1 pseudogene is annotated in these 228 nt (G+C 61.4%); it reads left to right on the top strand.

Going from position 1 to position 228, the window contains the following annotated elements:
• Positions 1-228, top strand: a pseudogene (locus R0J88_RS24275) (methyl-accepting chemotaxis protein); the annotation flags it as partial.

Below are 228 nucleotides of genomic sequence, written 5' to 3' on the forward strand. Positions count from 1 at the left end.
CGGAAGAGATTCACCGCATGATCACCAGCCTTCAAGTAGGCTCGCGCGAAGCGGTGCACACCATGAACACCAGCCAGGTGTCCAGCGAGCAGACTGTGCAGGTGGCCAACCAGGCCGGTGTGCGCCTGGCCAGCGTGACCCAGCGCATTGGCGAAATCGATGGCATGAACCAGTCGGTGGCTACCGCTACCGAAGAACAGACTGCCGTGGTCGAGAGCCTTAACCTGG

It is taken from the genome of Pseudoalteromonas sp. SIMBA_162 (assembly GCF_046535955.1).
GTDB classification, from domain to species: Bacteria; Pseudomonadota; Gammaproteobacteria; order Enterobacterales; family Alteromonadaceae; genus Pseudoalteromonas; species Pseudoalteromonas marina.